This window comes from Pradoshia sp. D12, assembly GCF_008935075.1.
Lineage (GTDB): Bacteria > Bacillota > Bacilli > Bacillales > Pradoshiaceae > Pradoshia.
Map to the genome: position 1 here is coordinate 2,095,225 of NZ_CP044545.1, position 12,774 is coordinate 2,107,998.

A 12,774-nucleotide genomic window follows, 5' to 3' on the forward strand; every position below is an offset into this window, starting at 1 on the left:
GAGATTTCAGTGATATGGAATTTAACACCCTATAACATTTTCCGTAATAAACAAAATCATATTTATTAATTTAGAATATTAATTGGTTAATAAAGTTGACCTTTAGTAATAAAATTATTATAATTATAAAGTATCTTACATAAGTCCCAGTAGCTCAGCAGGATAGAGCAACAGTTTCCTAAACTGTAGGTCGGAGGTTCGAATCCTCTCTGGGACGTACGAAAAGCCTTGATTTATCAAGGCTTTTTTTTGTGTGTAAAGTAGCTGTCTAACGTTTGCCGATAATCTGCCGAAAACAATAGATGAGATTATACATTTTGAAATATTTCTAGTGGTGTCCCAATGTCGGTTGGTCGGGCAGCCCCCCAACTTATTACTTTTATGCTTACATATATAAGTAGGTACATTTCCTTCAAATTTCTCGCTATTATAAAAAACAAAGTTCATATTCATCACTTTTATTTACATCCTTCTTGAAGAAATTCTGGAAATAGGACCATGCTGCATGAATTTTTCGTTATTTAATTTAGCAGAACATAAATTTACATATTTGAATACGATGGTGTATGACTAAAACCACAAATTAAGTTGGTGATTCAAATAGAAACCAAAACACAGATTACAACAGGTGCAATGTGGGTAGGCGCGTTTGGCAGAATTGTAACTGCTATTGGGAATACACCACCTATATCACTCGATAATAAGGCCTCATCTGATATCAATTTAATTGGTTACAATCTTCAGCTTGCGGCTACGACAGTCCTGGTTGACACTGAGAGCGTCCTGACACTAAATAAAGTTGGTAATATAATTCAGGCGGGCGGCTTGTCTGCGGAAGTGGCCGGTTATATCCTTCCATTTAGTGATTCAAATGCACAACAAACCGTATTCAATATAGGAAATGAAGGACAAGCATTGGGCACGGTTTTGTCTTTTATGTATTCATTGGAAAGAATCACTAAACTTGCTAATCTATATAATGCATTCGGAGGTTTGTTACAAACCATTGGGATTAATATGTTAGTAATAGCGGGATTTTTACCATCAACCAGTCTTAAGAGACAGCAATTCAATTCCATAGGCAGCTGGATACAAGCTATTGGTGCTATCATCCAAGCAATCGCTCAAACAATAAGTGAGTCGGATCTTTCCAAATTTCAAACCGTTAATTCAGTTGTATACTATAAATAGATAAAATTGCATTTCTTTATAAATAGAGGCGTTCCAAAAAGTCATGTTGACGATTTATTGGAACTCCTTTTTTATTTGGTGGAATATTACAATTCATATATTAATCATTTGAAAAAAGACATCTGTAATCACAATGGCATCCAGATTATATACTCTTGGAACTTCTTTAATCTTTGGGCATATATTGTTTAACTTACTTTATAGATCAAAGGGGAAAAGATATGGCAAACACTATAAAACAATATGGGCATGCTCTTCAATTAGCCGGCGGTAACTTAGTCTATATATCAAATAAAATCTATCCACAGTTTGCTGATAATGGTTTAATCATAAACCCAGAACAATACTATATAGATTTAAAAAATGCAGTAAATGTTGCACAGACTAGCGTTCTTTGTTTAGAAAATACAATTCCTCCCTCATTTTTAGTCATTGAACATACTCAACTAGTATCATCCTTCCAAGGGATTCTAAATTGCCTAAACAACGTATTTAACACTGATAGTATGGATCATTTATTTGAATTAAATGAAATAGAACTTGAGAAAGATTTTTCATCATTAAAAAGAATTCAAGAGGATTTAAATCAAACTACATTAAAAGTTATGGAGAAAATCAGGCTACAATCAAGTAGGTGATTAGAGTTGATTAAAAAGGACTCAGAGAATCAATTTATCGAATCTTTGCCTGTTGAATTTGGAGATAAGGTTGATTTATTTGGCCAAATGATTGTCACAATAGGTAACCTTCTTACAGTTCTCGGCATCAGCTTTGAGGCAAGCGAAGTTGAGGAAATTGAAGAAGAAGAGCAATTAGAAAATACGGCAGATTCTTCTCTTCCCCCTGACCAGGCCAATGAATCCAACTTAGGTTTTATCCTTGCATTAATTGGAGCAAGTACTATAACAATTGGTGATTTAGTATCTATTGGCGGTACTTTTCTGGATATAAAACAATCAGAATTAAATGAAAAGAATGAGCAAACATACAGGGAAGAACAAAACAAACAATTTAAAAAAATCGAGAACCAGATTACCCTATTGCAAAATGATGTGAATGCTTTATTTTCGTTAGTTAATTCATTAAAAAATGAAGTTAGTCATATACAAAATTTTTTATATGCTAGATATAATTAAATGTATTTCCACACGTTTCTTTATCTCAATGGGATATATCCTATATCCTCACAATCGAATCAGCTATATACTTATCTTTATAATTTCAGATAGTACCATACAATAAGCTCCACATGTTTTTGAGCATAGTTGTGAGTAAATTGCAATTAATAGTCTGTGCATATATCCATAAATAATTTTTATATTTCTCATTAATAAAAACGTCCTATAAATGCCTAGGACGTTCCTATTCATTATGCTTCTGCTGACTTTCGTTTCGTAAGAACGAATATAAAATATAGTTGGCAAAGCGATTAAATCTTTTTTGCTTGATGACCACACCCTATGAATACTTTGTAGTTATTCGTTACTCTATTGCTTCACGTTTAATCACCGATTTAATCGCTTTTTCAATTTCAGCGTAGCCCGTACATCGACATATATTCCTTATATAGAAAAAGGCCAATCCATTCATGAATGGCACCCATTTTGTTAAAAATAAACTCATTTTATAATCGCTAACTTAAAACCTACGGAAAAATTTATAATAATTCCCTTTTAACTAACACTCATGATCAAAGCCAAATAGCTTGAAAGGACAAAGAAGATACTAAGCACTAATGTGATCATTGATGAAGCTTTTTTAATAAACGCATAAAATAGCAAGGCTAAAAATAGAAAAGCAATAGTAATAAGTAAGATACTGATTGAATTTACACTCATCTGAACATCCATTCCTGAATAATACTGACCTTGATAAAAGAGTTCGAATAGAAAAGATAATCCTTCATGTTCCAATGTACCTGCACTTGGCGGTGATTGCTGGCTCATTGCAGCAGTTGCCGAAAAAATCAGTAGTGCTACTATACTTTCGGCTTTCACCCAGGGAACTGGATTAAAGGTTTCGTCCTCCCTTAACCTCCGTCGAATGAGTATGCCATTAACGAAAGCGTAGGCAAGCAGCACCATAATAAGAATATGTTTTATCAATAAAAATTGTCCATAATCAACCATCCAAGAATTTAGATATTGCGATAGATCTATAACAAATGTCATAAGGACTATTCCTGAAGCAGCTGTCACTAGGACACAACTAATTGCGATTGGGGTAAACCATCGCAAAAACTGCAGCCAATTCTCTTGATTTTTTGAGAACCAACTTATAACAAATAGAATACCAACCCAGACCGTTACAGCAGTAACATGCACAAAATGAGTTAAAAAACCGATGATCTGTTCCGATGTACGTGCATGACTGGACCAAGCAAGGCCCATAATCAAAAGAATGGTTAAAATACATCCAATCCAAGAGTATTTAGAATCTTCTCTTTGGTGAAATTTAACAATAAACAGGAGTAAAATTAACATCACAATAGTTGTAAAAATCCATGCCTTGCCAATTTCGAACGTTAATAGTACCGTTTGTATTCTCCCCTGCCAGTCTACTCTTTGCTGTAAGTTCAAGATTCGAATGAGTACGGGTGAAAAAGAAAATAATCCAACACCAATGGCAGCTAAGATCATATATTTCTTTCCTACAGATATGCTAGGCCGATGATGGTTTGGAACAATGGATAGAATAAAACTGCCCATTAATATGGAAAGACAAAGATATAGGGCAACTTCGCTAAAAATTACAGAGGACATTGTTTATTTTTTTCTCCTTAATGCAATAAAGGTGATTATAATAGTGACTATTAAAACACCGATAATAATAGGAACGAGATTGGATGATATATCATTTTCTGTTTGATCATTAGCAACATTTTCATTCGAATCCTGTTCATTTAAACCATCTTGATTTCCTTCATGATTTTCTACATTTTTACTCACTTGTTCTTCCTCATCGTTATTAGCTAGTGGAGATTCAGTCTCAGCAATTTTCACCTCGAATGAAAACTCCCCTTCCATTTGATGGCCATCTGCACTAATAATATTCCAATCAACAACATAATTTCCATTTATCAAACTAACAGGAATTGTTCCTGTAATTTCAGTGTCCGTGATCGTAATATTTTCAACTGAAACAGCTTGTTCCTTGGAATCCAATAGTTTAAAAGTACTGCCTTGTTCAATTTTCCCACTAAATATTAATGTTATTTCACGTAACTCTTCTGAAATAACTTCTCCGTCACTAGGTGTAGAACTCTCTAAATGAGAATGCGCAAAAGCATCAGGTACAAAAGAAACCATTAACAGTACTGCGATGATTAGTATAATTTTCTTCAAAACATTTCCCCCTGTTCGTAATTTCTTGAAATCAATTCTAATTATTGCAAAGTTTACATGTATCCCAAATAATAAGATAAGCGTATTCAGACTTATTTGTAAATTATAGATTACAATAGGTTTGATAATTTAAGGAACCCCTCACTATAATATAGGAAATAAAGAAAACAAAGAAGTCATTTACCTTTATTTAGAAGTCACACAATTAACAAGGAGATTATAAACTATGAAATATATTTGCCCCGTATACGGTCATAAAGGGCTTGATGAACCCGCTTATTATGATTCCAAACAGTTACAAGTGGGTTCTTTTGAAATATGTTCTTGTTGCCGGTTCGAATATGGTGTAGATGATGATGTGGAATTGGAAAGCGGAGAATTTTTACCCGTAAGAGATGTACACAATATCTATCGTACAGTGTGGCTGAATTTAGACGCACATGTCGCCTCACCTTATTACTATCCAACTTACTGCCAAGAGAACGGGAAAGTGAAGCCAGAACATTTAGAAAAGCAATTAAAGAATATAGGTATAAACACATTTGGAAGACCGATACATGAAGTATAAAGTTAACCATATTGATTTTGCTGAAACAAAAAAAACAGGAACACTGTTCCTGTTTTTTAAGTACAAGCTGCTATCAATCCATATAGCGATATTCCCTTAAACTATTTAATATTGAAATTTCCTGAATTATTTTCTCTCCAATATTGGTTTCTCTAACCTTTTTCCGTTTTAATTCTTTATCTACCAATCTTTTTATTGATAAAACATCTGTCCCGTTAAGTAAGACATCTTCCTTTGAATTAAAATGCTTATGGGCGACCAATTGCATACCGTAAGAATTATATAGCAATGTATATCCTGCTATGCCTGTAGTTGATTGGTATGCTTTGGAGAAACCTCCATCAATTACGATCATTTTTCCATTTGCCTTAACTGGATTTTCTCCCTCTATTTCTTTAACTGGTGTATGGCCATTTATGATATGACCTGTGTCAGGATCCAGATCAAAATCAGCTAGTATTTTGCGACAAATTTCTTCATTCTCGCGTAAATGATAGTATGGATTCTTTCTTTCTTTATGGGTTGACTTGTCCTTAATAAAGTACCTCTCAAAAGTTGTCATTTCTCTTTTTCCAAAGAGTGACGAATATTCTCCCGTCCATAAATACCAGACCATATCCGTCGCAAGATCACCCGACTCTTCAGGATGTGCAAAAGAATAACGTAAATATTGCTCAAAAACATCAAGTAACTCACGACCTGAATAGGTGTTATTATCGACGGTCATCTTCTCCATATTTCCTTCTTCATCTAAAGGAATACACCCATGTATTAATAGGTTCCCGTTATATTTTAAATAAAGGCTTCCTTTCTTCATAAGGAAATTCATATGTCTCGCGAGCTTTTCTGAATTCTGAACTGAGAATAATAACTTTTCCATAACCTGCTGTTCTTCCTCTAATAACTGTTCAGGCTGTTCGGGATTAACCGTGGCAAAGCAAGTGTTTTCAAGAGGGTAAGTCTCCCCATAAATCGTTATTTCATTTTTATCATAATCAATTTTCTCTAATAAAAGCCTATCTGACATATTAAAGCACGGACGTCTCTTTATTATAGGCATTTCGAGTTTGAATTGAATCATCGCAATTGCTTGATGAATTTTCGTTATTTGTAATTTTTCATGACTAGATAGTTTCTGATCTGAATGTACCTTTGGTCTGAAAGCCGGATTGTCATCATAGTATTTCTCAGCCAGAGTTAACAAAGGCCTCAAATTGATTCCATACACATCTTCAATAATATCGAGATTGTCATACCTTGCACAAATACGAATAATATTAGCAAGACAAACCAATGAACCAGAATAAGCACCTAGCCAAAGTACATCGTGGTTACCCCACTGAATATCAACCGAATGATAATTGATTAGAGTTTCCATGATTTTATCAGGTTCAGGTCCACGGTCATATATATCGCCAACAACATGAAGATGATCGACAACCAATCTCTGAGTTGTATAGGCAAGACCTGTTATGAGTTTATCAGCTTGGCCTAAGGAGATGATTTGCTCAACAATTTCATTATAATATTTTTCCTTATTTGCTTGATTCGTTTTGTACAGCAGTTCTTCGATAATAAATTCAAACTGCTTTGGCAATGCTTTTCTTAATTTCGAACGGGTATATTTGGATGAAGCATGAGAAATAAGTCTCATCATCCGCTCAATAATAACGATATACCATTGATTCAATTCTTCTTTATTATCAAATTGATTTTTAATTAACTTTAATTTCTCTTCAGGATAATAAACTAATGTCGCAAATTCATTAATTTCTTTTTCTAATAAAACATCTTGAAACAAGTCTTTGATTTTTTGTTTTACATTCCCGGAACCGTTTCTCAGTACATGTTGAAAAGCTTGATACTCCCCATGTAAATCACTGACAAAATGTTCTGTCCCCTTCGGTAGGTTAAGGATGGCTTCCAAATTAATAATTTCTGTTACTACTTTTTCTTCACAATCATATTTTTGGACGAGTAAGTCCAGGTATTTTGAATTCAAATATAAGTATCCCCTTTCGATATTTCTATCAATCTAATCGATTGGATCTAATTAATAAAAGGGGAAAGCGAATGCATTTGTAAATTCCCCGAATTAGCGAATATAGTAATTTAATTATAATTTATTTAACCAATAGTTGAATACAGATTTTTTAAATTTCTAATAGTAAAACCGTCACTGGTTTGCAATAATAACTTTGACCGGGATAAGTTTTTTAAGAATGAATAATTCTATTTCACTATTGGTAAAAATCATGCTCAATTCATTAACCATTCTCTTATCTGTAATGATATTAACTATTGCAAAAGTAATAAAAAATATCATACCTGATATTCTTTTTAAAGGGAGAGCTTGTTGCCGTTACACCTCTATGATAAAGTATATAATAATTATTTGAAAATTGAAAATTATGGAGGCTGAGTAGATGGTAAACAATCTGTTGCAGGTACTTAATATCTTGAAATCTAAGGAGTGGGTGGACCTCACTCATACATTTGGACCAGATTCCCCTCATTTCTTTATGTTTGATGACGCACAGATTGATACTTTATTTACTCATGAAGACGGATTCATGGCACAGCGTTATTCGTTCGCTGGTCAATATGGAACCCATATTGATCCTCCCATTCATTTCGTGCCAGACACCCGGTATTTGGACGAATTGGAACTAAAGGAGCTTGTGTTGCCCTTGATTGTGATTGACAAATCAAAAGAGGCGGCGAAGAATCCTGATTTCACACTCACCATCCATGATATTTTAGATTTTGAAACAGAACACGGAACAATTGAGGCAAATACATTTGTGGCTTTGCGCACCGACTGGAGCAAGCGCTGGCCAGACAAAGAGGCCTTCTCCAACAAAGATGAGGAAGGCCATAATCATATCCCTGGCTGGGGCTATGAAGCGTTGAAATTTTTGTTTGAAGAACGAAGAATCAAAGCTATTGGCCATGAAACCTTTGACACCGATTCAGCTATTGACTTCCGTAAAAATGGGGAACTTAGAGGCGAATATTATGTACTTTCTCAGGATACGTATCAAATTGAACTCATGAAAAACCTGGACAAGTTGCCTCCTAAAGGAGCTATCATCTTTAATATCGTACCGAAACCTGAAAAAGCGTCAGGCTTCCCAGTACGTTCGTTCTCTATTTTGCCTTGATAGGACAAATATAAAAAAGGAGTTGCTATGCACCTCCTTTCTTCTTGAGCAATTTTTAGTAAATAAATCTTATATAGTGTCTCTGGAATAATTGAATCGTTCTGCCTTCTCCCTGAAACGTATGATGTCAGCAAAGCTTGATTTTGTAATCTTGAAGTCGTGCGAAATAAAAATTCTTCAAACAAACAACAACTCATAAATCTCATTTAAATGCTTGGATCGTTCTTCGTCCTGCTCTTGGTTTGAATAAGCAATGGCATTTTGTAAAACCCTATTTAGGTAGTGACTTTCACCCACTGATAAATCTCTGACAAACTGTTCTCCGCTGTCGTAATTTCCGTCAGAAATCATATTATAAATATGCTTGCCAACTTTGCTGTCCTCCGTATGTGCTGATAAAATTTCCTTCACATATCCTAATGACTGGTTCATAAAGTACACTCCTTAATGAATAGTAGTTATTCCTTTATTCTTTACAGGAGAGAACAAATCATACCAGCATTTACCGATTCATCCTTAGATTTATAAAGCAACCGCAATAAAAAAGCCTAAACCATATCCTTGATGGTTTAGACTTCTCCCCTACCTATCCACTATTAGTTATTAGATACTCTCTCTTGAATCATTTCTCTCAATTTAGCCTTTAGAAATTTACCAACGGAGGTTTTCGGGATTTCATCCATAAAGATGATTTCATCTGGAATCCACCATTTTGCAAATTGCGGCTTAAGGAAGCTTTGAATCTCTTCTTCGGTAACCTTTCCATCAAATTCAGGCTTAAGAACTACACACCCGACCGGTCTTTCCTGCCATTCGGGATGCGGTATGGCTACGACACTTGCTTCAAATATCGCCTCATGAGCCATTAAGGCGTTTTCCAGATCAACAGATGAAATCCATTCACCGCCGCTCTTAATTAAATCCTTTGTTCGATCGACCAGCTTGATTGTGCCCTCTTCATCTACAGTTGCTATATCTCCAGTCAACAGCCATCCGTCTTTAAATGCCTCAGCAGTCCGTTCATCACGATAATATTCATCTGCAATCCAGTTGCCCCGTAACATCAGCTCACCCATATCCAATCCGTTCCAGTTCACTTCTCCTTCAGAGCCGACCACTTTCATTTCCAGGCCTGGTACAAGCAAGCCTTGCTTAGCTCTAATATCGAGCAGCTCTTCTTCCGGTAAGTCTAACTGATAGCTTTTCAGACGTGATACAGTTGCCAATGGTGCCGTTTCTGTCATTCCATAAGCATGTAGGAATGGTATTTTATATTTAATTTCAAATTGCTTAATCAATCCTTTTGGTGCAGCCGAGCCACCGCATAAAATAAATTCCAATGTGCTGGTATCATATGTACCTTTTTCAAGCTCCTGCAGGAGACCTAACCAAATTGTCGGCACACCAGCTGTTTTTGTCACACCTTCTGATTGGATAAATTCGGCTAATAATTTAGGATTAAATTGAGGTCCAGGCAGAACCTGAGTTGCTCCAAACCAGGTGGCCGCAAATGGCAATCCCCAGGCATTCACATGAAACATTGGCACAACAGGCATGACCACATCACGTTCAGAAACAGCTGTTGTATCTGCTAGGCCGAGTGCGAAGCTATGCAGCACAATCCCCCGGTGCGAATACAATACACCTTTTGGATTCCCAGTTGTTGCTGATGTATAGCACATTCCTGCTATTTCATTTTCATCTAAATCATTTATAAATGGAGTTTTCGGGTTGCCGACTGCTAGAAGTTCTTCATATGAATATGCGGGTTTAAGACTTGTTGAGGGTATTTCTGTCTGATCCGTCATAATGATATAGGCCTTGACGGTTGTCAGCGCTGGGGCGATTTTTTCTATTAGGGGTACAATATCTTCATCAATCAATAGTACCTTGTCTTCTGCATGATTAATAATATAGGTAATATGTTCTGCGGATAAACGAATATTAATGGTATGGACAACAGCTCCAATGCCAGGTACTGCAAAATATGCTTCGAGATGGCGATGGTGATTCCACGCCAGCGTACCGACTTTATCACCTCTTGATACATTCATTTTCTGGAGTACATCCGCCAGCCTTCTTGTCCTTTCACCGATCTCTTTGTACGTTAATCGCTGCACCTTATCATGAGTCCTTGATACCACTTCTTTCTTCGGAAATACTTTTTCAGCTCTTTCCAGCAAAGAATGTACAGTTAATGGCACGTGCATCATCATTATTACCCCTTCCTCCTATTAATTGAATATAGTACTCTTAAATCTCACCTGACCTTGAGTCCAATGCTAATTCACTTTCCCCCATTAAAGTCCAAGGTTCTTAGCAATGATCGTCTTCATAATTTCATTTGTACCGGCATAAATACTGGCAACCGGGGTATCCCTGAATCGTCTGGCAATCTTGTATTCTTCCATGTAGCCATATCCACCGTGTAGCTGCATGCATTCAACCGAGATGCGTTTAGACATATCTGTTAATTTCCACTTGGCCATTGAGACTTCTGCTACTATATTCTTCCCGGCTATATGATCTGCAATTAATTGATCAAGAAATACTCTTCCCATTTTTATGTCGGATGCGATTTCAGCCAGCTTAAACTTCGTATTTTGAAAATCACTGATTGATTTTCCGAATGCTTTCCTTGACTTAACATAATCGAGCGTCATCTGAAGCATATCCTCAGCAGCAACCTGAGCTGAAATAGCTACGATTAACCGTTCCTGCTGGAGCTTATCCATCATATACATAAAGCCTTTCCCTGCTTCTCCCAACAAATTTCCCTTTGGTACGATACAATCCTCAAATAGGAGCTCCGCTGTATCCTGGCAATGCATACCCACTTTTTCTAGTTTACGTCCTCTTGAGAAGCCTTCCATATCTCTTTCGACAACAAGCAGGCTTATTCCTTTATGCTTGGGTATAGCATGTAAATCCGTTTTACAAGCTACAATGATGAGGTCTGCGTGGATTCCGTTCGTAATGAAGGTCTTCTGTCCATTTAAAATATAATGGTCCTCTTTTAATTCTGCGTATGTAGATAAGGAAGCAAGATCAGAGCCTGCACCTGGTTCTGTCATGGCAATAGCTGTGATGATTTCCCCGCTGACACATTTGGGAAGCCATTTCTCCTTTTGTTCTTTCGTACCATAGGCGTTAATATACGGCACAACAATATCATTATGGAGACCAATCCCGATTGTACCGGAACCAAGGCGCTCGAGTTCTTCATTAATGACAACTGATATACCCCAATCCGTTTCCAAGCCGCCATATTGCTCTGGTAAATCCGGGCATAAATATCCCTCTTGACCAAGCTTGGACCAAAATTCTCTTGGAATCAGTTTCTCTTTCTCCCACTGGTCATAGTATGGATACGCCTCTTTTTTTAGAAACTTTCTAAAGGATTTTCTAAATATGTCATGCTCTTCATTTAAATAAGGATGCATCTTTTATTTCCTCCTATATGTATGTAAGCGCTTAAATAATTTCTTATGCTTTTTATATTAGCGACCAATATGTATAAAGTCACGAACATTTTTATAATTTTCTAAAAATACGTAACAGTCCCAGTCAATTGATGAATAGACTGATTATAAGCTAATCATTTTAAATAATAAAAAAAGAGGCCTAAGCCTCTTTTCATACTTTTATTGAACGTAGGCAATAATGCCTTCCTCGTCATCTAATTCAAGTTCAATAGCTGCAGCAAATGGATCCATATTCAGCTCATGCTCAATATAAAAACGCAGTGCTTCAATCATGTTTGCGGTGATTAGAATTTGGGATCTTCCATTAACATGTGCTTCTGCGGAGAACCCATATTTATCGTCATACAATAATTCAATTTCAACTTGTTCAGGATTGACTTGCTTTTTAGCTGCGATATAAACACAAAGTGAATTAATAATCTCATTCTCTGAAATTTTTATTGTCTCCACGTTCCGTCAACCTCTTTTCGTGGACGGTTACTACGTGTAAAGATTTTTTTGATTAAAGCAACAATCAGCAAAATTGCAAGTACATTCAATAATAAACCAAGTACGGATCCCATGGCACCCATATTAGCTAGCAAACCGCCGAATAATAAACCGGCAATACCGCCAAGCATCATACTTTTCATGAATCCACCTTTATTAAATGAATTTGTTTTAGTTGCTTTGGCATTGCTGTTTGTTGTTGATTTTTGCTTATTAACTGTTGAATTGTTTTGGTTGAAATTAGATTGGTTATTATTTGAATTGAACGATTTTTTACCTGAACGGTATGATTTTGCACTAACCTCGTGTGAAGTTCCTACAAACGCATGTTCAGCCACCGGTGCAAATACAAAGGTAACCAACATAAAAGCAGTTAACATTTTCTTTAACAAAGTAATTCCTCCTGTAATTCTAGTAGTCAGGCTTAGTTTCCCATATTTGTATTTACGAATCAAGTTTTAAGAAGTTTCATTGTTTTTCATTTTTCTTCAAAATTTATATAGATTTTTATAAAATTTGTAAGCTTATCATTC

General features: G+C 35.8%; 14 protein-coding genes and 1 tRNA gene. 6 read left to right on the top strand and 9 right to left on the bottom strand.

The window, feature by feature from the left end; all coding sequences use genetic code 11:
* Positions 1-143: 143 nt before the first annotated feature.
* From F7984_RS10035 to F7984_RS10050, 4 genes are all read left to right on the top strand, one after another.
* Positions 144-217, top strand: a tRNA-Arg gene (locus F7984_RS10035).
* A 374-nt stretch (positions 218-591) separates the two neighbouring features.
* The gene (locus F7984_RS10040; RefSeq protein ID WP_066103552.1) at positions 592-1,191 is read left to right on the top strand and encodes a DUF6944 family repetitive protein; all 600 of its coding nucleotides are present in this window, start codon (positions 592-594) and stop codon (positions 1,189-1,191) included.
* A 221-nt stretch (positions 1,192-1,412) separates the two neighbouring features.
* Positions 1,413-1,829, top strand: a complete 417-nt coding sequence (locus F7984_RS10045) for a hypothetical protein (RefSeq protein WP_066103550.1) — start codon at positions 1,413-1,415, stop codon at positions 1,827-1,829.
* A gap of 6 nt (positions 1,830-1,835) precedes the next feature.
* The gene (locus tag F7984_RS10050; RefSeq protein ID WP_140461513.1) at positions 1,836-2,327 is read left to right on the top strand and encodes a hypothetical protein; all 492 of its coding nucleotides are present in this window, start codon (positions 1,836-1,838) and stop codon (positions 2,325-2,327) included.
* A 346-nt stretch (positions 2,328-2,673) separates the two neighbouring features.
* On the opposite strand, the gene F7984_RS19075 is transcribed toward F7984_RS10050, so the two are convergent.
* The 3 genes from F7984_RS19075 to F7984_RS10060 are packed head-to-tail and all read right to left on the bottom strand — an operon-like array spanning position 2,674 to position 4,535.
* The gene (locus F7984_RS19075) at positions 2,674-2,814 is read right to left on the bottom strand and encodes a hypothetical protein (protein ID WP_192796798.1); all 141 of its coding nucleotides are present in this window, start codon (positions 2,812-2,814) and stop codon (positions 2,674-2,676) included.
* Between the two features lie 50 nt (positions 2,815-2,864).
* Complete coding sequence (locus F7984_RS10055; protein WP_140461514.1) at positions 2,865-3,953, bottom strand: copper resistance D family protein; 1,089 nt, start codon at positions 3,951-3,953, stop codon at positions 2,865-2,867.
* A gap of 3 nt (positions 3,954-3,956) precedes the next feature.
* A complete protein-coding gene (locus F7984_RS10060; protein WP_139891877.1) occupies positions 3,957-4,535 on the bottom strand; it encodes a copper resistance CopC family protein in 579 nt (192 codons plus the stop codon).
* Between the two features lie 226 nt (positions 4,536-4,761).
* On the opposite strand from F7984_RS10060, the gene F7984_RS10065 reads away from it, so the two are divergent.
* Positions 4,762-5,103, top strand: coding sequence for a hypothetical protein (locus F7984_RS10065; protein WP_140461515.1), 342 nt, complete (start codon positions 4,762-4,764; stop codon positions 5,101-5,103).
* A 73-nt stretch (positions 5,104-5,176) separates the two neighbouring features.
* On the opposite strand, the gene fbp is transcribed toward F7984_RS10065, so the two are convergent.
* Positions 5,177-7,105, bottom strand: a complete 1,929-nt coding sequence (fbp, locus tag F7984_RS10070; protein ID WP_066103543.1) for a fructose-1,6-bisphosphatase — start codon at positions 7,103-7,105, stop codon at positions 5,177-5,179.
* A gap of 424 nt (positions 7,106-7,529) precedes the next feature.
* Here fbp and F7984_RS10075 point away from each other — a divergent pair, with 424 nt between their 5' ends.
* On the top strand, positions 7,530-8,267 hold the full coding sequence (locus F7984_RS10075; RefSeq protein ID WP_139891876.1) for a cyclase family protein: 738 nt from the start codon (positions 7,530-7,532) through the stop codon (positions 8,265-8,267).
* Between the two features lie 177 nt (positions 8,268-8,444).
* Here the strand turns inward: F7984_RS10075 and F7984_RS10080 are convergent, their stop codons facing one another.
* The 5 genes from F7984_RS10080 to F7984_RS10100 all read right to left on the bottom strand — a co-directional run bounded on the left by F7984_RS10080 (position 8,445) and on the right by F7984_RS10100 (position 12,633).
* Positions 8,445-8,699: a sigma-G-dependent sporulation-specific acid-soluble spore protein CsgA gene (locus tag F7984_RS10080; RefSeq protein WP_066103540.1), complete on the bottom strand. Its 255-nt coding sequence runs from the start codon at positions 8,697-8,699 to the stop codon at positions 8,445-8,447.
* A gap of 164 nt (positions 8,700-8,863) precedes the next feature.
* Positions 8,864-10,483: a long-chain fatty acid--CoA ligase gene (locus tag F7984_RS10085; RefSeq protein ID WP_140461516.1), complete on the bottom strand. Its 1,620-nt coding sequence runs from the start codon at positions 10,481-10,483 to the stop codon at positions 8,864-8,866.
* A gap of 84 nt (positions 10,484-10,567) precedes the next feature.
* Positions 10,568-11,710 (bottom strand): acyl-CoA dehydrogenase family protein, encoded by a 1,143-nt coding sequence (locus tag F7984_RS10090; RefSeq protein ID WP_066103537.1) that lies wholly within the window; start codon positions 11,708-11,710, stop codon positions 10,568-10,570.
* A 201-nt stretch (positions 11,711-11,911) separates the two neighbouring features.
* On the bottom strand, positions 11,912-12,202 hold the full coding sequence (locus F7984_RS10095; protein WP_066103535.1) for a YxcD family protein: 291 nt from the start codon (positions 12,200-12,202) through the stop codon (positions 11,912-11,914).
* Complete coding sequence (locus F7984_RS10100) at positions 12,190-12,633, bottom strand: hypothetical protein (RefSeq protein ID WP_225983572.1); 444 nt, start codon at positions 12,631-12,633, stop codon at positions 12,190-12,192. Before F7984_RS10100 ends, F7984_RS10095 begins: the two co-directional genes overlap by 13 nt.
* Positions 12,634-12,774 lie beyond the last annotated feature (141 nt).

Coding starts and splice junctions, on each gene's coding strand:
- F7984_RS10085 (WP_140461516.1), bottom strand. CDS start 10,483: ATGATGATGCACGTGCCATTAACTGTACATTCTTTGCTGGAAAGAGCT.
- F7984_RS10080 (WP_066103540.1), bottom strand. CDS start 8,699: ATGAACCAGTCATTAGGATATGTGAAGGAAATTTTATCAGCACATACG.
- F7984_RS10045 (WP_066103550.1), top strand. CDS start 1,413: ATGGCAAACACTATAAAACAATATGGGCATGCTCTTCAATTAGCCGGC.
- F7984_RS10090 (WP_066103537.1), bottom strand. CDS start 11,710: ATGCATCCTTATTTAAATGAAGAGCATGACATATTTAGAAAATCCTTT.
- F7984_RS19075 (WP_192796798.1), bottom strand. CDS start 2,814: ATGAGTTTATTTTTAACAAAATGGGTGCCATTCATGAATGGATTGGCC.
- F7984_RS10055 (WP_140461514.1), bottom strand. CDS start 3,953: ATGTCCTCTGTAATTTTTAGCGAAGTTGCCCTATATCTTTGTCTTTCC.
- F7984_RS10065 (WP_140461515.1), top strand. CDS start 4,762: ATGAAATATATTTGCCCCGTATACGGTCATAAAGGGCTTGATGAACCC.
- F7984_RS10075 (WP_139891876.1), top strand. CDS start 7,530: ATGGTAAACAATCTGTTGCAGGTACTTAATATCTTGAAATCTAAGGAG.